Source organism: Sinosporangium siamense, from assembly GCF_016863435.1.
GTDB classification, from domain to species: Bacteria; Actinomycetota; Actinomycetes; order Streptosporangiales; family Streptosporangiaceae; genus Sinosporangium; species Sinosporangium siamense.
Genome location: NZ_BOOW01000030.1, coordinates 95,779 through 112,894, shown reverse-complemented (window position 1 = coordinate 112,894; position 17,116 = coordinate 95,779). Strand labels below are relative to the sequence as shown.

The 17,116-nt window shown below is 67.1% G+C and carries 23 protein-coding genes and 1 pseudogene; 10 read left to right on the top strand and 14 right to left on the bottom strand.

Translation table 11 applies throughout. The features are described 5' to 3' along the window. Nucleotides 1-191 precede the first annotated feature (191 nt). Nucleotides 192-878 carry a TenA family protein gene (locus Ssi02_RS23390; RefSeq protein ID WP_239129504.1) on the bottom strand — a complete coding sequence of 229 codons (687 nt, stop codon included), beginning with the start codon at nucleotides 876-878 and terminating at the stop codon, nucleotides 192-194. Nucleotides 879-1,083: 205 nt separating this feature from the next. On the opposite strand from Ssi02_RS23390, the gene Ssi02_RS23385 reads away from it, so the two are divergent. Then, entirely contained in the window at nucleotides 1,084-1,308 is a 225-nt protein-coding gene (locus Ssi02_RS23385; protein ID WP_204029163.1) for a hypothetical protein, read from the top strand. A gap of 8 nt (nucleotides 1,309-1,316) precedes the next feature. Here Ssi02_RS23385 and Ssi02_RS23380 read toward each other — a convergent pair whose 3' ends face one another. Next, nucleotides 1,317-2,000 (bottom strand): response regulator transcription factor, encoded by a 684-nt coding sequence (locus tag Ssi02_RS23380; protein ID WP_204029161.1) that lies wholly within the window; start codon nucleotides 1,998-2,000, stop codon nucleotides 1,317-1,319. Between the two features lie 283 nt (nucleotides 2,001-2,283). On the opposite strand from Ssi02_RS23380, the gene Ssi02_RS23375 reads away from it, so the two are divergent. From Ssi02_RS23375 to Ssi02_RS23365, 3 genes are all read left to right on the top strand, one after another. Next, the gene (locus Ssi02_RS23375) at nucleotides 2,284-2,526 is read left to right on the top strand and encodes a hypothetical protein (protein ID WP_204029159.1); all 243 of its coding nucleotides are present in this window, start codon (nucleotides 2,284-2,286) and stop codon (nucleotides 2,524-2,526) included. A 48-nt stretch (nucleotides 2,527-2,574) separates the two neighbouring features. Then, complete coding sequence (locus Ssi02_RS23370; RefSeq protein ID WP_204029157.1) at nucleotides 2,575-2,859, top strand: glycoside hydrolase family 3 protein; 285 nt, start codon at nucleotides 2,575-2,577, stop codon at nucleotides 2,857-2,859. Nucleotides 2,860-3,025: 166 nt separating this feature from the next. Next, entirely contained in the window at nucleotides 3,026-3,475 is a 450-nt protein-coding gene (locus Ssi02_RS23365) for a hypothetical protein (protein WP_204029155.1), read from the top strand. A 28-nt stretch (nucleotides 3,476-3,503) separates the two neighbouring features. Here the strand turns inward: Ssi02_RS23365 and Ssi02_RS23360 are convergent. From Ssi02_RS23360 to Ssi02_RS23345, 4 genes and pseudogenes are all read right to left on the bottom strand, one after another. Further along, nucleotides 3,504-4,397 (bottom strand): annotated as a pseudogene (locus Ssi02_RS23360) (ATP-binding cassette domain-containing protein). Next, the gene (locus tag Ssi02_RS23355; protein ID WP_204029153.1) at nucleotides 4,394-5,209 is read right to left on the bottom strand and encodes a zf-HC2 domain-containing protein; all 816 of its coding nucleotides are present in this window, start codon (nucleotides 5,207-5,209) and stop codon (nucleotides 4,394-4,396) included. The pseudogene Ssi02_RS23360 and the gene Ssi02_RS23355 overlap by 4 nt, the downstream one beginning before the upstream one ends. Beyond that, nucleotides 5,206-5,811: an RNA polymerase sigma factor gene (locus Ssi02_RS23350; RefSeq protein WP_204029151.1), complete on the bottom strand. Its 606-nt coding sequence runs from the start codon at nucleotides 5,809-5,811 to the stop codon at nucleotides 5,206-5,208. The genes Ssi02_RS23355 and Ssi02_RS23350 overlap by 4 nt, the downstream gene beginning before the upstream one ends. A 119-nt stretch (nucleotides 5,812-5,930) precedes the next feature. Then, entirely contained in the window at nucleotides 5,931-7,070 is a 1,140-nt protein-coding gene (locus Ssi02_RS23345; protein ID WP_204029149.1) for an agmatinase family protein, read from the bottom strand. 334 nt (nucleotides 7,071-7,404) lie between these two features. Here Ssi02_RS23345 and Ssi02_RS23340 point away from each other — a divergent pair, with 334 nt between their 5' ends. Next, nucleotides 7,405-7,704: a chorismate mutase gene (locus Ssi02_RS23340; RefSeq protein WP_204029147.1), complete on the top strand. Its 300-nt coding sequence runs from the start codon at nucleotides 7,405-7,407 to the stop codon at nucleotides 7,702-7,704. 71 nt (nucleotides 7,705-7,775) lie between these two features. On the opposite strand, the gene Ssi02_RS23335 is transcribed toward Ssi02_RS23340, so the two are convergent. Next, nucleotides 7,776-7,961: a hypothetical protein gene (locus Ssi02_RS23335; RefSeq protein ID WP_204029145.1), complete on the bottom strand. Its 186-nt coding sequence runs from the start codon at nucleotides 7,959-7,961 to the stop codon at nucleotides 7,776-7,778. 47 nt (nucleotides 7,962-8,008) lie between these two features. Between Ssi02_RS23335 and Ssi02_RS23330 the strand changes: the two genes are divergently transcribed. The 4 genes from Ssi02_RS23330 (at nucleotide 8,009) to Ssi02_RS23315 (ending at nucleotide 10,252) form a co-directional block, all read left to right on the top strand. Further along, on the top strand, nucleotides 8,009-8,482 hold the full coding sequence (locus Ssi02_RS23330; protein ID WP_204029143.1) for an HIT family protein: 474 nt from the start codon (nucleotides 8,009-8,011) through the stop codon (nucleotides 8,480-8,482). A 130-nt stretch (nucleotides 8,483-8,612) separates the two neighbouring features. Next, nucleotides 8,613-8,942, top strand: coding sequence for an ArsR/SmtB family transcription factor (locus tag Ssi02_RS23325; protein ID WP_204029141.1), 330 nt, complete (start codon nucleotides 8,613-8,615; stop codon nucleotides 8,940-8,942). Next, nucleotides 8,935-9,183 carry a hypothetical protein gene (locus Ssi02_RS23320; RefSeq protein WP_204029139.1) on the top strand — a complete coding sequence of 83 codons (249 nt, stop codon included), beginning with the start codon at nucleotides 8,935-8,937 and terminating at the stop codon, nucleotides 9,181-9,183. Before Ssi02_RS23325 ends, Ssi02_RS23320 begins: the two co-directional genes overlap by 8 nt. 118 nt (nucleotides 9,184-9,301) lie before the next feature. Next, the gene (locus Ssi02_RS23315; protein WP_204029137.1) at nucleotides 9,302-10,252 is read left to right on the top strand and encodes a serine hydrolase; all 951 of its coding nucleotides are present in this window, start codon (nucleotides 9,302-9,304) and stop codon (nucleotides 10,250-10,252) included. 80 nt (nucleotides 10,253-10,332) lie between these two features. On the opposite strand, the gene Ssi02_RS23310 is transcribed toward Ssi02_RS23315, so the two are convergent. Then, nucleotides 10,333-11,163, bottom strand: a complete 831-nt coding sequence (locus Ssi02_RS23310) for an ABC transporter permease (RefSeq protein WP_204029135.1) — start codon at nucleotides 11,161-11,163, stop codon at nucleotides 10,333-10,335. A 13-nt stretch (nucleotides 11,164-11,176) separates the two neighbouring features. After that, nucleotides 11,177-12,169, bottom strand: coding sequence for an ATP-binding cassette domain-containing protein (locus Ssi02_RS23305; RefSeq protein ID WP_204029133.1), 993 nt, complete (start codon nucleotides 12,167-12,169; stop codon nucleotides 11,177-11,179). Between the two features lie 139 nt (nucleotides 12,170-12,308). On the opposite strand from Ssi02_RS23305, the gene Ssi02_RS23300 reads away from it, so the two are divergent. Then, nucleotides 12,309-12,917 (top strand): TetR/AcrR family transcriptional regulator, encoded by a 609-nt coding sequence (locus Ssi02_RS23300; protein ID WP_204029126.1) that lies wholly within the window; start codon nucleotides 12,309-12,311, stop codon nucleotides 12,915-12,917. A gap of 18 nt (nucleotides 12,918-12,935) precedes the next feature. Here the strand turns inward: Ssi02_RS23300 and ctaD are convergent, their stop codons facing one another. The 5 genes from ctaD to Ssi02_RS23275 all read right to left on the bottom strand — a co-directional run bounded on the left by ctaD (nucleotide 12,936) and on the right by Ssi02_RS23275 (nucleotide 17,034). Beyond that, the gene (ctaD, locus tag Ssi02_RS23295; protein WP_204029124.1) at nucleotides 12,936-14,621 is read right to left on the bottom strand and encodes an aa3-type cytochrome oxidase subunit I; all 1,686 of its coding nucleotides are present in this window, start codon (nucleotides 14,619-14,621) and stop codon (nucleotides 12,936-12,938) included. A gap of 352 nt (nucleotides 14,622-14,973) precedes the next feature. Continuing rightward, nucleotides 14,974-15,267 (bottom strand): hypothetical protein, encoded by a 294-nt coding sequence (locus Ssi02_RS23290; protein ID WP_307825763.1) that lies wholly within the window; start codon nucleotides 15,265-15,267, stop codon nucleotides 14,974-14,976. A gap of 100 nt (nucleotides 15,268-15,367) precedes the next feature. After that, the gene (locus Ssi02_RS23285) at nucleotides 15,368-15,559 is read right to left on the bottom strand and encodes a hypothetical protein (protein WP_204029122.1); all 192 of its coding nucleotides are present in this window, start codon (nucleotides 15,557-15,559) and stop codon (nucleotides 15,368-15,370) included. 331 nt (nucleotides 15,560-15,890) lie between these two features. Further along, the gene (locus Ssi02_RS23280) at nucleotides 15,891-16,355 is read right to left on the bottom strand and encodes an SRPBCC family protein (RefSeq protein WP_204029120.1); all 465 of its coding nucleotides are present in this window, start codon (nucleotides 16,353-16,355) and stop codon (nucleotides 15,891-15,893) included. A gap of 109 nt (nucleotides 16,356-16,464) precedes the next feature. Continuing rightward, nucleotides 16,465-17,034: a hemerythrin domain-containing protein gene (locus Ssi02_RS23275; RefSeq protein WP_204029118.1), complete on the bottom strand. Its 570-nt coding sequence runs from the start codon at nucleotides 17,032-17,034 to the stop codon at nucleotides 16,465-16,467. Nucleotides 17,035-17,116: the final 82 nt, after the last annotated feature.

The window sequence follows — 17,116 nt, the reverse complement described above, 5'->3', positions numbered from 1 at the left end:
GAGGCTCGACGCCGACGAGGGCGAGCGGAATCGATTAAACCAACCGCTCCCCTATCCCGAGGCAGGCAAAGGGATTTACATCCGTTTATGCCGTTAAAAGCGGTCCCCAACATCGCGCGGGTGTTGGCAACCTTCCCCGTCTTCCCGGGCCTTCCCGGGCCTTCCCGGGCCTTCCTGGGCTAAGGGCGATATCAGCCCTGGGCCATGTCGAAGAAGCGCCGCTCCAAGCCGGTGGCGCGCTGGAAGAAGTCCCGGACGAGCTCCTGGCGCTCCTCGCTCAGCTCCGGCCCGAGACGGTCGAGTTCGGCACGGAGGAAACCGACCCAGGCCCGGAAGTGCTCGCCCTCGTGCAGGTCGATCCACTCCCGGTAGAGGAAGTTGTCCGGCAGCGGCGGCTCGGCCCGGCTCGCCCAGCCGAGGTAGGACCACTCGGCCACACACAGCACCGCGAGGATGAGCGTGTAGTCCAGGCTCAGCCTGGCCTGCGCCATCAGCGCCTGGAACTCGGCGGTCACCGGCTCAAGCGGCGGAGCAAGGTCGCCGCCGAGGGCGGCGAGGGCGCGGTGGAAGTAGCTGCGCTCGGTGTCCGTCGCGATCTGCCCGAGGAAACGCCCGAACGGCACCCGCGCCTCGAAGGAGTCCGCGCACGCCACGCCCGCGCCCAGCAGGGCGGTGAAGCTGTCCACGAACTGGAAGTCCTGCTCCAGGTAGCGCCGCATGTCGGCGCCGGCGACCTCGCCCCGGGTGATCGCCATCGCGAACGGGTGGGTCACCGCCGCCGTCCAGTCGGGCTCGGACGACGAACGCAGCCACTCACTGAACAGCGGATCGGCGGCCGACTTGCTCCACTCCGCGTAGGAAACCGAGGTCACACCCATTCCTTCCAACTCAACAGTCGTTCGATAAGAGCCTAGTCAGACGCCTCCGCTCAATCCTGGCGGGGCGCGCGAAGCGTGTCGGCGGGCAGGCGACCAAAGTCGGGGCTTCGCCGTACTTCGGATGGAAGGGGGGCGGAGACTTCGGTCGCGCGCAGGAAGCCCGATGGGCGATTCTCGCGGCGGGGCCGATTTCTAGCCTGGGGTCATGCGCAGAATTCTGCTGGCACTAGCACTGTTAATGGTTCTCTCCGGCATCAGCGGAGTGCTCGATCAGATCGCCGTGCAACCCTTTTTGGGCATCGTGCTCAACGCCTTCAACCGGCTCGTTGTGAACCAGGTGGATTTCCTCGCGGGCTACGAGGTTTTCGCGAACCTGGCTCTGGCCCTCGCCGGGGGCGTCGTCGCGTTGGCCGCGCAGAGGGTGAGATAGCGCCGCTGTCATGTGGCCCCGTCGAGCAGCCCCGACTCGTAGGTCATCAGTGCGATCTGCACCCGGTTGTTGAGGCCGAGCTTGGTGAGGATGCTGGACACGTGCGTCTTCACCGTGGGCAGGCTGAGGTGGAGCGCGGCTCCGATCTCCGCGTTCGACCTGCCACGTCCCACCGCGAGGGCCACATCGCGCTCACGCTCGTTGAGCAGGGCCAGGCGGCTCGCCGCGCGGGCCCGCCGGGCGTGCCCCGCCGGGTCGGCGACCCGGTCGATCAGCCTCCGGGTCACCGACGGCGACAACACCGGGCGGCCCGCGGCCACGAGGCGCACCGCGTCGACGATCTCGTGCGGGGGAGTGTCCTTGAGCAGGAAACCGGCGGCGCCCGCACGCAGCGCGCGGAGCACGTGCTCGTCGGCGTCGAAGGTGGTCAGCACGATCACCTCGGGCGCGTCCTCCCTGGCACGCAGCGCCTCGGTGGCCGACAGGCCGTCCATACGGGGCATCCTGATGTCCATCAGCACCACGTGAGGGGTGTGCCTGGCGACCATCGCCAGCGCCTGCGACCCGTCGCCTGCCTCGGCCACCACGCGGATGTCGGCGGCACCGCCCAGCACGGTGGCCAGGCCGACGCGGACCAGAGGGTCGTCGCCGGCGATGAGCACGTCGATGACCGGCCGCTCCGATGTCGTCATGAGGGCCACGCTAGCTTCGCCGTAACCCGCCGGCCACCCGGTTCCGCGGCCTTGGATTCGCGCGGTGTACGGCGCCGCCGGCGGGGCCGGTGGAGACCGGAACTTAAGAGGGAACGGGAGATATTTTCGTCGCCGGCGGCTTCGGCCTCAACGACTTCCGGCCACTCGGCACTCCGGTGGGTTCGGGGCGTTCGCCCCACGGCTTCGGCTTCGACGACTTCCGGCTACCCGCCTCGTGCGGATGGACGATGTGGCGCGGCGCGCTCCTTCCTAGGGTTGGATCATGCACAGAGTCCTTCGATTCTTTGGGGTGTTCCTGATCCTCGAAGGGGTCACCGGGGTTGTGAACCAGGCGATGGGCGGCCCGCCGTTTTTCGTCTTCCGCCTGTTCGACCACTACAACCGGCTGGTGGTGCACGAGTGGGGGTCCTTCACCGGCTGGGAGATCGTCGCCAACGGCAGTCTGGCGATTATGGGGGCGGCGGCGGTCACGGTCGCGTGGGCGCTCAGGAGCACCGACGCCTAGCGTCCCCGGGTCACCGCGATCGCCGAGACGCGTCCCACGGAGCTCATCGTGCAAATGGACCGCCCGGCCGTCATGCCCGAACTCGCCGCCGCCTGCGCGGGCCTCGTGGTCGAGTTCGGCGCCTGCGACGAGGCCGTGCTCGACGTGCTCACCGGGCGGTTTGGCCCCGCGGGGAGGCTTCCCTTCGACCTGCCGTCCTCCATGGACGCCGTAGAGGCGGCCCGCCCGACTTGCCCTTCGACACGGCGGATCCCCACTTCCGTTTCGGCGATGGCCTTTCGTATTCCCGTTAATAGCGCACGTCCACGGGGTGGAGTGAATCACCTCGGGTGATTAACGGGACTTGTTCCGGGCCTCCGCCGGGCCCGGAACACCCCCTTCAGTGATCGGTCAGGCTATACGGCGTGCCGGAAATTTGCCCAATAAGGATGCGGATCCTCTACCTGTGCGGCAAGATCGCAGGAATTCGCAACATTTTGGAGCAATGGCAATGAGAACCATGCGGCTTGCCCCCCTCGTGTTGGCCGCCCTCGTCGGCGTCGCCGGGTGTGGTGGGGCGTCCACCGACGCGGGCACCATCGCGGCCGGGCTCGGGAAAGAAGGATTGCCGGTCCACACATCCGTCACCTACACCGCGGAAAACGACCCCGAGAAACTGCTCGGCGCGGACGACGGCTATGAGAGCAAGGTGGCCTTTCAAGACGAGCGCGCCATGAAGAAGGCCGGCGGCGCGAAAAAGGGCGACATTCGCGAGGGCGGCATCGTCGAGGTCTTCCCCGGCTCCTCCGAGGCGTCCGCGCGCATCGACGCGATCAAGGCGAAGCTGAACGCCTCCAAGCAGACGGAGTATTACTACATCTGGGACAACGTCGTCCTGCGCCTGTCGCCCTTGTTCAGCGAGGAGCAGGCGGAACGCTATAGCGCCGCCCTGCAGAAGATCGTGGGATAGCCCAGCCGTACGCACCCCGATCGGTGTATCACCTCGTCCCGCAGACGCCCTCCTCCGCTACGGCGGTCCTTTCGCCGTCACCGTCGCCGCCGTCGAGCAGCAGGAGATAGCCGTCCTCCACGGCCGGCGCCACCGCCTGCCCCCGCGCGGGCCGTGCGCCGAGCACCCGGTAGCTGCCCTCGGCCGTCCGCCACGACGCCCGCGAGCCCGGGGGCGGCTGCTCCGCGAGCCAGACGTGTCCCGCCGCCGTCTCCGCCAGTTCCCGCGGCGTGCCCGTGAACAGGACGGACCCCCGGTTGATCACCACCACCCGCTCGCAGAGGGCGGCGATGTCTTCGGTCTGGTGGGTGGACAGGAGGACGGTGCGGCTTTCCCCCAGTGTGGACACCAGCGTGCGGAAACGCATGCGCTGCGCGGGGTCGAGACCCACCGTCGGCTCGTCGAGGATCAGCAGGTCGGGGTCGCCCAGCAACGCCTGGGCGAACGCGAGCCGCTGCAACATGCCGCCGGACAGCGTGCGGACCTTCGCCGTGGCGCGATCGCTCAGGTGCACGTCGTCCAGCACCCGGCGCACCTCCGCGTGCCGCTTGCCGCGATCCGTCATCTCTTTGAGAATCGCGACGTAGTCGACCAGCTCAAAGACCGTGAAATGCCCTTAGAAACCTGGGTTCTGCGGGAGATAGCCCAACCTGCGGCGCAGCGCCGTACGCTGCCGGCTGTCAGCGGGATCCAGCCCCAAAGCCCGGACCGTGCCGGTGTCCGGGGCGAGGGTGGTGGCCAGGCAGCGCAGCAGCGTGCTCTTGCCGGCTCCGTGGGGGCCGAGCAGCCCTGTGACGCCCGGGGCCAGGTCGAGATCGAGGTGATCGAGCGCGAGGCTCCTGCCGTACTTCTTGCACAGTGCGCGCACGCTGACGGTGGTCATGATTCTCCCGTGTCGAGGCGGTGGCGCCGGAGATAGGTGACGAGCGCGAGCGCGAAGGTGGCCGAGCCGTAGAACGCCTGGGCGAGGGGGTGCGCGGCGATCAGGTCCTGCCAGTGCACAAGCGCCGCGCCGGCGACCAGTGCCGTCCAGGCCGCCGCCAGGGAGACGGCACTCCGTAACACGCTCACCCGCGTCGACAGCGCCAGGCACGCCGACGTCAGGGCCAGCGCGGGCAACAACCACGCCGGCAGCGGCGGGCCGGCCACGAACGGCATCGTGCACGCCGCCAGTGCCACGGCGGTCACCAGCACCGCGATCGCCCGCACCAGCAGAAGGCGGGCACCGGCGTACGGCGTGGCCACGACGAGCTCGTGCGCCGGATCGACGCGCCTGCCATATGCGAGTGCGATCCCGGCGAGAGGAAGCACGGGCGCCACCAGTGTCATCGGCACCGCGCTATACGCGTCGAGCATCGGCATCCGGGTGGCGCCCACCGCGAACACCAGCACCACGACTACCGCGCTCAACCACGCCCGGCTCAACGCCGGTGTGGCTACCAAGAGCCTGGCCAGGTGCCCGGGGACACCCATCCGCTCCACGATCCGCTCCGGCACTCCCCGGCGCGGGCGCATCACGACGTCCGCGATCCCCGTCCAGCTCGTGGCGAGCCACTGCTCATCTGCGGGGAGCCTGGTGCGGCACTCCCCGCAACGCTCCAAATGCGCCTCGACCGACATGACGTCGGAGGGAGCAAGCGAACCTCCGACATAGGCGGCGATTTGCTGATTGGCGAGGTGCCATCCGGTTTTCATGTGAGCTGCTCCCGAAGCTGGGCTTTCGCACGCCGCACGCGGGTTTTGACCGTTCCTTCAGGGATGCCGAGAAGTACGGATGTCTCCTTGGCGGTGAGGCCGTCGAGCACCGTCGCCTGAATCACCGCGCGGAGTTCCGGAGCCAGCTTCTGCAACGCCTGGCCGAGATCCCCGTGCTCGACCCCGACCAGCACAAGCTCTTCGGCGGACGCGGCCTGGCCGGGCAGGCCCTCGCCGTACCCCGGCATCTCGATCAGCGTGCCCCTTCGTGCACCTTGGGCGCGGAGGAGCGAGATGAGTTTGCGGATCGCGATCGTCCAGATCCACGCGCCCGCGTCCCCGTCCTCATGCAGGGGACCCCGCCGTCTATACCTACCGGAGCCCTTCCAGATCGCCACAAAGGTGTCCTGTACGGCGGCGTCCACGATGTCCGGATCCGCGCAACGCCTGGCCAGGCGTTCCCTCAGCCACGTGGCATGCCGCAGGTGAAGCAGCCGCAACGCCTCGACATGCCCGTCGGTGAGGGCGGCCAGTAACTCGGCATCATTGGCGTTCGTCTCTGGCGGGCCGCCGGAGGGGTCTTTGTTGCTGAAAAGTCGCACACCATCTCTATCGCCTCGACTGCCGTCATGGGATTTCCCGGAAAAGAACTCTCCGGGGCAGGGGAAGCCGCCGGGCGGCTGCGCACCCGGCGGCTTCCTTCTCGTCTAGGCGGGCTTGTTTAGGCGGGGTACGGTCCCCAAGCCTGACGTTTCCCGGCAGCCGGGCGTTTGCCCAGCTTGCCGGCCTTGATCATGGTGGCCAGCGAGTCCAGCACCACCCTGGCGCTGATCAGCGACGACTGCTCGGCCCAGTCGTAGGGAGGCGAACACTCCACGACCTCGATGCCGGCCAGCCCCGGCTCGGACACCAGCCGGATCAGGCCCAGTGCCTCCCGGGGCAGCAGGCCGCCCGGCTCCGGCCAGCCGGTCCCCGGCACGAACCCGGCGTCGATGACGTCGATGTCGAACGACAGGTAGACCGCCTTGGCGTCCTTCCACGCGATCTCAAGCGCGGTCTCAGCGATCTTCTCGATGCCGACGCGCTCGACGTCGCCCACGGTCATGATGGTCGTCCCGCGGCCTCGCCCCACCTTCACCCCGGCGCGCGGCGACTGCCAGCCGCCGATGCCGATCTGCACCAGGTTGACGGCGGGGGCGTTTTTGATGTTGGTCGCGTGGAACCACGGCGTGGTGTGCATCCGCTCGTCCAGGTCGGTTTCCTGCGTGTCGACATGACGGTCGAAGTGGATGATGCCGATGTTTCCATCGATGTGCGGGGCCAGGCCGCGAATGGTCGGGTAGCCGATGGAGTGATCGCCGCCGAGCACCACCGGCATCGCGCCCGCCGCCGCCACATGGCTGATGGCCCTGCTGATCTGGTCGAACGATTTCTCGATGTTGGCGGGGATGGTCACCACATCGCCGATGTCCACAAGGTTGAGCTGCTCGCGCAGATCGACCCCGAGCTCGAACGAGTAGGTGCCGAACAGGTTGGTGGCACGCCGGATGCCCTGTGGGCCGAACCTGGTGCCTGGACGGTAGGTCGTGCCGGCGTCGAGCGGGGCGCCGAAGATGGCGACCTCGGCGTCCCCGACATCGTGAACGTTCTCCATGAACGGTGCTTTGAGGAAAGTGCCCCGCTCACCCGCGAAATGCGGCAACTCGCCGCGGGAGAACGTCGGGATGGTGCGGTCTTTGATCGACTCTGCGGCGGGGAGACCGAGATCGAGCGCTCGCTCGATCTCCTCCCTGTGCCGCCGCTCGGGTAGCTCGGCCTCGGCGCGCTGCGCCCAGGCTCCCTGGGCGAACGGTTCGGTCATCGTCGGCTTCCTCTCCCGTAGAGATGTGCGTCTGACCGGGAGCCGATGCGATTTCGTCAGAAAGCCTGAGAACCAAGCGTATAAAAAAGCCCGAGAACTAAGGCGAGACGGCACCACACCAGCCAGCCCTAGAGCGTCGTCTGACTCGTCCGGGTACGGCGCTCACTCCTCGTCCGGGGCGGCCGCTTATCGCGGTGCCACATCACAGTTTAATACCGATGGGGCCGGGTGGGCAGGTCGGCCTTGGGAGCGGGAATCCGCCGGACCGTGCCGCCGGTTCGACAGGGGGAGTGGATTCCCGAGATTTTGCGAGCTTTATGGGACGATATGCGGTATGTCTACCAGCCCTCGCTCCCTTGACGACGTCCGTGCAGGCATCGACGCGATCGACGCCGAACTGGTCGACCTGCTCGCGCGGCGACAGGAGCTGGTGCGGGCGGCAGCGGGGTTCAAGAAGGACGAACAGGCCGTCCGCGCCCCGGACCGCGTGGAGCGGGTCGTCGCGGCGGCGAAGGCCAAGGCGGCGGTCGCCGGCCTCGCGCCCGAGGTGGCCGAGGCGGTGTGGCGAGCTATGATCGACGCGTTCATCGCCCTGGAACTGGGGGAACGCCGGCGGCAGAGCTCGCTGGATTAGGCCCTTGTACGGCGGAGCCGCTTCTTCGCGAGTACTTCCCGGCTGGTGGGGGCAGAACTCTGACCGTCGCGTCAGGCGTGGATGTTGAGCCGGTCGAGTGGCTCGACGAGCTCGTCCTCCTCGTAGGCGAGGTGGGAGTGGTGAGGGTGCGGATATAGGCGGTGCAGAAGGAGCCCAAGGTCCAGTAGTTCTGCCTGTGCCGTGTCGCGACGGCGGGTTACCGTCGCCGGGCGGGGGTAGGTTGGGCTTCCGTTCACCGGGAGCGGCGCCGGTTGGGGCCGCGTGAAGATCGGGAGCAGCGACCATGGCCGAAGGCGGTCGGCAGGAGAGCCTTTTCCGGCGGGGCGAGGTCGCGGAAGGCCGTGCCTGCGCGTTCTGCAAGATCATTCGTGGCGAGGTCGAGGCGACGGTGATCCGGGAGACCGGCGATCTCATCTCGTTCCTGGACCACCGCCCGCTCTTCCACGGTCACACGCTTCTCGTGCCGAAGATTCACGTGCAATTGATGAGCGACCTGCCCGCCGAACGCGTCGCGGGCTTCTTCACCGAGGCTCAACGCCTCGAACGGGCCGTCGAGACGGGGCTTGAGGCCGACGGCTCGATGATTCTCATCAACAACGTGATCAGCCAGTCGGTGCCCCACCTCCATGTGCATATCATTCCGCGGCGGAAGAAGGACGGGCTGCGCATCTGGCTCGGCCCCCGGCACCCTTACACCGCGACGAGCCCGGCGGAAACATTCGCCGAGAAGATTCGCCAGGCGTTGAAGGACGCCTAGGCCGCACCCTCGTCGAGGCGATCACGTCAGGCGGACCGGCGCCCGAGTCTCGGCAGGGGGTTTTGGTGTTCGCCGTAATTCACCTGTAAGGTCAAGCTGACAGGTGAAACAAATAGAGGACTAGCAAGCCTTGACGAGCGAAGAACTGCTGACCGTGCTGGCCGCGCTTGGGCATCCGCTGCGACTGCAGATCATCGCCGCACTGGCCGCCGAGAGAGTGCATGTGAGCGAGCTGGCCCGCCGGGTCGGCGTGTCCCGTCCCCTGCTTTACATGCATCTCGAACGGCTGGAGAAGGCAGGACTCGTCGAAGGTCACCTGGAGCTGTCCCACGATGGCAAGTCGATGAAATACATCGAGCTGAAGCCGTTCCAGTTGACCCTGACCGTCCCGACGATCCTGGCGGCTCTCCAAGCCGATCGGGAGAGTGAACAGCCCAGTTCAGGAGAGCGCAGTGACTGACATCAACTCAGCCGTGATTCCCATCGTGATCATGCTGCTGCTGGTGGGCGGCGTCACGGCCTGCATCCGCTTCTACTTTCGCTATGAACGGCACCGCACCGAAGTGCTGACCGCCGAGCTGGCGAAAAACCGCGAGCAGGCCGAGCGGGCTGTGCGGCAGCAGGAGCGGAGCCAGGCCCAGATCGCCGAGTTGACCGGGCGAGTCGCGGCACTGGAGCAGTTGCTGCGCAACGTCGGCTGACCGTTGTGAAGTTCTCCGGGGGTGAGCGGCAACTCACCCCCGGAGTGGAAACCGCACGACCACGCCGCGAGCGGCGTGTCTTCACGCATACGTGCTTCCATGGAAAGGAGAGCAGCTCATGCTGCTCAAATGCAAACCGGCCGTCCGGCGTGCCCTCGCCGGCTGGCCGGTGGCGGTCGCCCTGGTCCTCGGATCGGGCTTCCCCGCATATGCGACGTCACCCGATCTCCCCCAAGAGGTCGGCGCATTCGCCGACGAACACCTCCCCGCGCAACTCGCCCGCCACCGGATTCCGGGCGCCGCGGTGGCGGTGGTCACCAAGGACAAGCAGATCTTCACTAAGGGGTATGGCGTAGCCGATGTGGCCACGCGCCGCCCGGTGGACGCGGAGCAGACGGTGTTCGCCCCCGCCTCCATCGGCAAGCTCATCACCGCCACCACCGTCACCGCCGCTACTGACGGAACCCTGACGACAACCGGTGCGGTCACCCACGGTCCGGCCAAGCCTCGTCAATGGCTACAGATCACCCCTGGCGTCTTCCAGGAGAAGGACGGCTACCGCACGATCCACTTCCGCGAAGACGGCCTGCTGGCCTCGGAGAACCCGGCCGGTCCCCTGCAACGTCTCGCCTGGTACGAACTCCCTGCCCTGCACCTGGGCGTGCTCGCCGTGAGCCTGGCCGTCCTCCTGCTCTCGGCGCTGGCCTGGCCGGTGGCCTTCGCCGTACGCACCAACCGCCGCCGCCCCGCCCGTGCCCCACACCTTGCCGGCCTGCCCGGCTGGACGGCGGCGACCCTTGCCGCGGTGACCACCGCATCCCTGGTGGCCCTGTTCGCAAACTTCGCGGCGAACCAGGCGGCCTACTTCCTGGGCGGTTCCCCGCTTCTCGCGGTCATCCAGACAGTGCCGCTCCTGGCCGCCATAGCCACCGCCGGAGCGGCGGTCACCACGGTGCTCGCATGGCGCCGGAAATGGTGGACCCGCTTCGGGCGAATCCACCTCACCACCGTGACACTCGCCGCAATTGCCTATCTCGCCATAGCCGCCGTCTACAACATCCTCGGCTGAGCAGAGAGCCGGTCGTCGCAGCCTGCCGGGCACAAGAGGCTGCGACGGCGGCTCTTGGGGATCGCTCCGTACGAGTTCGCTTAGCGGCTCAGGTGGCGGTAGCGGTGCACCGATAGGGGGAAGAAGATCGCGATGATGGCCAGTGGCCATGCCGCGGCCAGCAAGATGGCGTTCTGGGCGAGCCATGTCTCCCCGCCCAGACCCGGGTTGCCAAATAGCTCGCGGATTGCGGCGACGGTGGCAGACATGGGGTTCAGGTCGGCGATGAACCCCAGCCAGTTTGGCATCATCGTCGGGGAGACGAAGGTGTTGGCGATCATCGCGAACGGCAGCACCATGGGGAACAGGACGCTCACACCTTCCTGGCTGCGCAACAGCAGTCCGATGTAGATGCCAACCCAGATCAGGGCGAAGCGCAGCAGAAGCAGCAGACCGAGCGCGGCGGCGAACTCCAGCACGCCGCCCCGGGCGCGCCAGCCGACCAGGAGGCCGCAGCCGATGAGTGCGGCCAGGTCGGCGCAGGCCCGGATCATGTCCGCGAGGCTGCGCCCGGCGACCACGGCTGACGGTGCGATCGGCATCGAGCGGAACCGGTCGGTCACCCCTCGGGAGGTGTCGGAGACCATGGCCGTGGCGGTGACCACGAGCCCGAAGACCATCGTCATGCCGAACAGGCCCGGCATCAGGAACTCGCGGTAGTCGCCGCCGCCCGGCACGGTCATCGCGCTGCCGAAGACGAAACCGAACAGCAGCACCGAAACGATCGGAAAGGCCAGTCCGCCGACGACCTCGTCAGGGGAGCGCAGCCAGTAGATGAGGTTGCGTCGTGTCATGGTCGCGCTGTCGAGCACTGCCCGGCTCAGCCGGCCGGCGAGGTCGGTGGGCGGTTGTTTGACGGAAAGGGTCGTCATGGCGAGCACTTCCTCACGGGGATTCATGGCTGGGCGCGTTCCCGGTGAGCCGGACGAACACCTCGTCCAGCGTCGGGCGGCGCAGGGCGACGTCATGGACGGCCAGTCCGGCCGACTCCATCTCACGCAATGTCTCGGTCAGTGCGTTCACCCGGTTGCGGACCGGCACGGTGAGGCGGCGGGCGGCCTCGTGCACCTGTGGTTCGGTGCCGGTGACACGGGCCAGGACGTCCCGTGCCGCACCCAGGTCGGCGGATTCGGCCGGCACGATGTCCAGCTGGTCGCCGCCGAGCGCCGTCTTCAACTCGTCGGGGGTGCCTTCGGCGATGACGCGCCCGTGGTCGATGACCGAGATGTGATCGGCGAGCTGGTCGGCCTCGTCCAGGTAGTGGGTGGTAAGCAGCACTGTGGTGCCCTGCGCCACCAGTGAGCGCACCCCCGCCCAGACGTCGCTGCGGTGGACGGGGTCCAGCGCGGCGGTCGGCTCGTCGAGGAAGAGCACCGGTGGGGACATGATGATGCCGGCGGCGAGGTCCAGCCGCCTGCGCATGCCACCCGAGAACTTACGCGGCGACTGATCGGCGTGCTCCGTGAGTGCGAACTGCGCCAGCAACTCGTCGGCCCGCCGACGGGCCGCGCGGGGGCTCAGATGGTAAAGCCGGCCGAACATCTCCAGGTTGGCGCGGGTGCTGAGGACCTCGTCCACCGCGGAGTTCTGGCCGACGAGTCCGATCCGGTATCGCACGTGCATGGGCTGCCGCACCACGTCGAACCCGTCGACCTCGGCCCGTCCGGAGTCGGGCCGCAGAAGGGTGCACAGGATGCGGATGGCGGTGGACTTCCCCGCGCCGTTGGGGCCGAGCAGGCCGCATACGGTGCCCCGGGGGACCGCGAGATCGAAGCCGTCGAGGGCGGCGGTGTCTCCGTAGCGTTTGCCGAGTCCCTCGACGCGGACGGCCAGGTCGGTGGATTCGCGCAGCGGTCGGTGCTGCGTGGCGAGTGTCATGTCATGACGCCCTCTCAACGAGGCTTCCTATGTCTACTTCAAGTTATATATCACAAAGTATACTTACTTGAGGGATGGCCTTCTGACCGCATCACCTAGACTCAAGTCGCGTTCCTCGCCGTCGGCCATGAGGGAAGAGATGCCGCAGAACCGCCCCGAGCAACCGGCCACGGGTGCCGCCGCGCCGCCCGTCCGGCGCATGCGGCGGGAGGAGCGTCGCGAACAGATCCTGGCGGCGGCGACCAAGGCGTTCACCCGCTCAGGGGGCTTCAACACGACGAGTCTCGACGACGTCGCCGCGGAGGCCGGTGTCACCAAGATGATCCTTTACCGGCACTTCGCCTCGAAGACCGAGCTCTACCAGGCGGTGATCGACCGCGCGGCCGAGCGGCTTTACGCCTCGGCCACGGCGGAGGGTGACCTGGGCGAGGAGAGCGTGCCGGGCATGATGAGGTGGGCCGGAGAGGACCCCGACGGCTTCCGGCTGCTGTTCCGCCACGCCGCCCGGGAGCCCGGCTTCCGGGTGGACATCGACCGTCTCCGGGCGAATATGGTCGAGATGCTGCGCCCGCACATGGCCACCGAGTCCGAGAGTCCGGCTTGGGTGGACTGGGCGGCGAACCTGGGGACCACGGTGGCGATCGAGGGCATCATGGCCTGGCTTGATGCGGGACAACCGGACTCCGATCGGGCACGCCACCGCATCCTGCGTGCCGTCGACGGCGTCTCCCAGGCATTGCGCGTGTAACGGGAGTACGCCGGAGGACTACCGGCCGGGTTCCGGCTCCTCGGGGTGTCTGCGGGACGGCGGGGCGGCCGTGTAATAGGGGTGGTGCAGATCAAAGGCGGGGCGCTCGGAGCGGATGCGCGGGATCGAGGTGAAATTGTGCCGGGGCGGCGGGCATGACGTCGCCCACTCCAGCGAATTGCCGAACCCCCACGGATCGTCCACCTCCACCCGCTTCCCCTTCCTGGCGGTGTGCCACACGTTGTAGAGGAACGGCAGCGTGGACAACCCCAGAACCGCCGCGCCGATCGAGGAGAGAAGGTTGAGCCCGGTGAACCCGTCCACCGGGCTGTAATCGGCATAGCGGCGCGGAAATCCGATGACGCCGAGCCAGTGGTGCACGAGGAACGTGGTGTGGAAACCGATGAACAACATCCAGAAGTGCACCTTGCCCAGCGGCTCGTTGAGCATCTTGCCGGTCATCTTCGGCCACCAGAAGTAGAACCCCGCGAACATCGCGAACACCACCGTGCCGAAAACCACGTAGTGGAAGTGGGCCACCACGAAATAGGTGTCGGTGATGGGGAAGTCCAGCGGCGGCGAGGCGAGGATGACCCCGGTCAGCCCGCCCAGCAGGAAGGTGATCAGAAATCCGATCGAGAACAGCATGGCCGTCTCAAAGCTCAGGTGCCCCCGCCATATGGTGCCGATCCAGTTGAAGAACTTCACCCCGGTCGGCACCGCGATCAGAAAGGTCATGAACGAGAAGAACGGCAGAAGCACATGACCGGTGGCGAACATATGGTGCGCCCACACGGTCATCGACAGCCCCGCGATCGCGATGGTGGCGGCGACCAGGCCGAGATAGCCGAACAGCGGTTTGCGGCTGAACACGGGCAGCACCTCGGTCACGATGCCGAAGAAGGGCAACGCGATGATGTAGACCTCCGGGTGCCCGAAGAACCAGAACAGGTGCTGCCACAGCAACGCCCCTCCTGTGCCGGGGTGGTAGATGTGCGTGCCGACCTTGCGGTCGAGCACGAGCGCCATCAGCGCCGCGGTCAGCACGGGAAAGGCCAGTAGCACCAGAACCGCGGTGAGCAGGGTGTTCCAGGTGAAGATCGGCATCCGGAACATGGTCATCCCGGGCGCACGCAGGCAGATGATCGTGGTGATGAAGTTGACCGACCCGAGGACCGTCCCCACGCCCGCCATCGCCAGGCCCATGATCCACAGATCCCCGCCGATCGAGGGCGAGAAAGCCGCGGTCGACAGCGGCGTGTAGGCGAACCAGCCGAAAGACGCCGCCCCGTGCGGAGTGGCGAACCCGGCCACCGCGATCAGCCCCCCGAATAGGAAAAGCCAGAAACTGACCATGTTCAGCCGAGGGAAGGCCACATCGGGAGACCCGATCTGCAGAGGCATGATCACGTTGGCGAAGCCGGCGAACAACGGGGTGGCGAACAGCAGCATCATGATCGCGCCGTGCATGGTGAAGAGCTGGTTGTACTGCTCGGCGCTGACGAGCTGGAGTCCCGGATGGGCCAGCTCGGCCCGCATCGCCATCGCCATCAAGCCGGCTATGAGGAAGAACACGAACGAGGCGATGAGGTACATGTAGCCGATGACCTTGTGGTCAGTGGTGGACAACACCGAGGCCAGCCGGCCTCCGGTCGCCCTGCCGGTCGGCGCGGTGGGGGGAGGCGACGGGCGCACGCCGGTCATCGCATCTTCCCTTCAATGCTCACAATGCGATGCCGAGGAGGGCATCCCGTCCAGGCCCCGGCCGCCCGCGCCGCGGCGAGCCAGCCCGACCGCTCACGGCGAGTTCCGGTGACGCGTGCGCGGTCACCCGCGATCATGCGTAGGGCTACCCCGCAGATCAGCGACGATGCATGCGCTATGTATGGGTCGGGTATGGAGCCCGCCAAAAGCTGGCCTGCGGTGTTTCAGGTGAAATCTGAGTCCTTCTTCTGGGCAAGGGGCTGAAACGTCGCAGAGCCGCCCCGACCGCAGTTGTTCCCCGGAAATGCCCTGGGGCGAGCACCGCCGCCGGATTCCGGCGTCCGGTTTCCGGTTAGACGCCGGCGTGGACGGCGGCCTCCTGCGGCTCTTCGGCCTTATGCGGGTGCTTGGCGCGCCGCTCGACAGGTGTGCCCTGTATCTCCTCGAGGCGCAGCGCCACCCCGATCGCGAACAGAGCGGGGACCCATTCGCCGATGAAGATCCCCCACCGGTCGGCCCGGCCCTGGCCGGCTTCCTCCATTGTCCGAGAGGCCAGCCAGGCGAGCCCCGAAAGGCCGATCGAGGCCATTCCGGCGGTGTACATCATCTGCGATGTCACTCCGCATTTGCGTAGCATGCCGATCATGATAAATCCCCCTGTGTTCGGTGCTGCGGCCCCTGACCATGGGACCTGCCCGGCGCCGGGGAGGCGAAACGGCGCCTGCGGTCAAGGCCCTATCCGGTTTTCACACCTCGCCTTCCTCGTCCGGCGAGGAGGGATCGTCAAGACGGCCCTGGCGGCGTACGGCGAGAGCGATGTCGACGCTCACCGCCAAGATGAGCACCCCCATGATGGCGGTCAACCACCATTGCCTGATCAAGATAGACAACAGCCCGAAGGCGAACAGGAACACCAGTGCGAAAGACCCCAGTCGCACATGCGCCACATCGCGCGGGGTGGCTGTGGCTTGGGCGCGGCGTCGAGGTGCCCGCTCCTCCATCTCAACCTCCGATCGTCCGCAGAAGGGCCCGTCGTGAGACCGCATCTGCCAGCCCGACAAGTCATGCCATGCCCCTTTTGTGCAGGTATAAGCCCCAGAGAGCATTGAGTCATTGACTGGGGCCTCCAACGGCTACCTGCCGGGCCAGGTCATAGAGATGACCAAGCCCGACGGTGCCAGGGCCGACAGCCGGATCCGGATGTTCCGCCCTCTGGCTGAACTTGTCGCGGATCCGCTCCCCAGGCCGAACCTGTCGCGTGATCAGGTCTCACAGGGTAGGCGAGGGCGGAACGTCGCCCCGCCAGCTACCGCTTTCCTCGCCACGCTGCTCGATGAACTCCGCGAATCGCTTGAGATCGCCTTTGACGCGGCGTGACAGGATGCCTGTGGCGTCCGCCACGTTCTCCACGAATCCCTCGGGATCGGTGTCGAGTTGCAGGTTGACGCGGGTGTGGCCCTCGTCGAGCCGGTGGAAGGTGACCACGCCGGCGTGCTTGGGCCCCTCGACCGAGGACCACGCGATGCGCTCGTCGGGGTGCTGCTCGGTGATGCGGGCGTCGAACTCGCGCTCCGCAGGACCGACCTTGATCTTCCAATGGGTCATGGTGTCGGACTCTTGTCTGATCGACTCCACGCCCTCCATGAACTCTGGGAAGGACTCGAACTGGGTCCACTGGTTGTATGCGGTGCGCACGGGGACGGCGACGTCGACGGATTGGGTGATGGTGCTCATGGGTGCCCCTCTCCTCTCGCTTGTCCGATGCCGCGAATGCCGCATCGGTTATGACGAACCCCGGTACCCGCCCCTTGAGGGCCGATTCCTGGACCGTCGTAGAGAACGTTCAGTCCTTGCCGCGGCCGCTGATCGTGTCACGCATGCGGTCCACCAGGCCGGTGAGCGGGCCGAGAAGTTTCTGGGCCGTCGGGCTCTGCGGCGTGGCGGGATGCGGTCGGGTGGGGGCGAGGTCCTTTATCGCCTCGACCTTCTCGCCGAGCTCGGCCAGCCGTTCAGAAGTCGCGTGCCGGCGCAACTGCGGGAACAGCTCGAACTCCTCCTCCTGCACATGCTGGCGGACCTCGCGCATCAGCCGGTTCAGGGCCGTGACGTGCTCGGCGTCCTTGACGTCGATCTCCTCCAAGTGCTTCATCGTCTTCTCGGCCTCGGCGTGTTCCGCCAGTTCCCGATCGGCGATCTCGTCGCCGTCGGGTAGCAGCTCGCGGGCCGCAGGGTAGAGGTACGCTTCCTCGGCGACCGAGTGGCGGACCAGTTCGATGATGACCTTCTCGGTGAGCTTCTGCCGGCGTTCGAGGTCGCCGGTGCCTATCCGCTCCAGCTCGGCGAACATCTCCTCGACTTCCCGGTGGTCCTGGGTCAGGACCGAGATCAGATCGGTGTCGTGGGGTGTGGTCATGGAAAATCTTCCTTTCGCACGTGTTTTCTTGGGGCGCGCGGCTATGGCCTTCTTGCTCGCGAGCCGCTTCCACGGTTCCGCT

What these genes read in the sequence shown, in the direction of transcription:
- Ssi02_RS23390 (WP_239129504.1), bottom strand. Translation starts at nt 878, where the DNA reads ATGGGTGTGACCTCGGTTTCCTACGCGGAGTGGAGCAAGTCGGCCGCC.
- Ssi02_RS23385 (WP_204029163.1), top strand. Translation starts at nt 1,084, where the DNA reads ATGCGCAGAATTCTGCTGGCACTAGCACTGTTAATGGTTCTCTCCGGC.
- Ssi02_RS23380 (WP_204029161.1), bottom strand. Translation starts at nt 2,000, where the DNA reads ATGACGACATCGGAGCGGCCGGTCATCGACGTGCTCATCGCCGGCGAC.
- Ssi02_RS23375 (WP_204029159.1), top strand. Translation starts at nt 2,284, where the DNA reads ATGCACAGAGTCCTTCGATTCTTTGGGGTGTTCCTGATCCTCGAAGGG.
- Ssi02_RS23365 (WP_204029155.1), top strand. Translation starts at nt 3,026, where the DNA reads ATGCGGCTTGCCCCCCTCGTGTTGGCCGCCCTCGTCGGCGTCGCCGGG.
- Ssi02_RS23355 (WP_204029153.1), bottom strand. Translation starts at nt 5,209, where the DNA reads ATGAAAACCGGATGGCACCTCGCCAATCAGCAAATCGCCGCCTATGTC.
- Ssi02_RS23345 (WP_204029149.1), bottom strand. Translation starts at nt 7,070, where the DNA reads ATGACCGAACCGTTCGCCCAGGGAGCCTGGGCGCAGCGCGCCGAGGCC.
- Ssi02_RS23340 (WP_204029147.1), top strand. Translation starts at nt 7,405, where the DNA reads ATGTCTACCAGCCCTCGCTCCCTTGACGACGTCCGTGCAGGCATCGAC.
- Ssi02_RS23330 (WP_204029143.1), top strand. Translation starts at nt 8,009, where the DNA reads ATGGCCGAAGGCGGTCGGCAGGAGAGCCTTTTCCGGCGGGGCGAGGTC.
- Ssi02_RS23315 (WP_204029137.1), top strand. Translation starts at nt 9,302, where the DNA reads ATGCTGCTCAAATGCAAACCGGCCGTCCGGCGTGCCCTCGCCGGCTGG.
- Ssi02_RS23310 (WP_204029135.1), bottom strand. Translation starts at nt 11,163, where the DNA reads ATGACGACCCTTTCCGTCAAACAACCGCCCACCGACCTCGCCGGCCGG.
- Ssi02_RS23305 (WP_204029133.1), bottom strand. Translation starts at nt 12,169, where the DNA reads ATGACACTCGCCACGCAGCACCGACCGCTGCGCGAATCCACCGACCTG.
- Ssi02_RS23300 (WP_204029126.1), top strand. Translation starts at nt 12,309, where the DNA reads ATGCCGCAGAACCGCCCCGAGCAACCGGCCACGGGTGCCGCCGCGCCG.
- ctaD (WP_204029124.1), bottom strand. Translation starts at nt 14,621, where the DNA reads ATGACCGGCGTGCGCCCGTCGCCTCCCCCCACCGCGCCGACCGGCAGG.
- Ssi02_RS23290 (WP_307825763.1), bottom strand. Translation starts at nt 15,267, where the DNA reads ATGATCGGCATGCTACGCAAATGCGGAGTGACATCGCAGATGATGTAC.
- Ssi02_RS23280 (WP_204029120.1), bottom strand. Translation starts at nt 16,355, where the DNA reads ATGAGCACCATCACCCAATCCGTCGACGTCGCCGTCCCCGTGCGCACC.
- Ssi02_RS23275 (WP_204029118.1), bottom strand. Translation starts at nt 17,034, where the DNA reads ATGACCACACCCCACGACACCGATCTGATCTCGGTCCTGACCCAGGAC.